Annotated in this window: 1 pseudogene; it reads right to left on the bottom strand. The window is 60.9% G+C overall.

The window, feature by feature from the left end:
- Positions 1 to 395, bottom strand: a pseudogene (locus tag A6013_RS24250) (alpha-amylase); the annotation flags it as partial.
- Between the last annotated feature and the right edge of the window lie 71 nt (positions 396 to 466).

Genomic DNA, 466 nt, shown 5'->3' with positions numbered 1-466 from the left:
TGCCAGGTGAGATCCATATCGGCCAGGCAATCCACCGCTTTTGCCGCCTGCTCCTGATAATCAAAGTTGATCATCGCGTCGAAACCGTGGCGGTAATAGTCGCTTTGCATCACTCCGTGCCCCCAGGCCTCGCCGGTCATCCAGAACGGTGCGTTATCCAGCTTTTTGTCCGGGTTGGCCCCTTTCCCCGCGGCCAGCGCCTGCCTAGCCTGGTCCTTTAACTGTTGCCCGGCCGCAAGCTCGCCGTGCTTCGCGGTATCCACCCGGAAACCGTCAATGCCGTAGTCGCGCACCCCCAGGCGGAGCCAGTGGGGGAGATAGTCGCGCGGGGTATATCCCGGGATGGCGTTCGCGTGGGTATCGGGCTAGTGCTGATTAAAGTTGGGTATTACGGAATGGGCGGTGGCTTACGGTTTCACATCCGGTACGGACCCCCGCCGCTAGCGTTCTTATGCCCAACCCGGTT

The sequence above is a fragment of the Enterobacter sp. IF2SW-B1 genome, assembly GCF_001743375.1.
GTDB lineage: Bacteria > Pseudomonadota > Gammaproteobacteria > Enterobacterales > Enterobacteriaceae > Enterobacter > Enterobacter bugandensis.
This window is presented reverse-complemented; position numbering and strand designations above follow the sequence as displayed.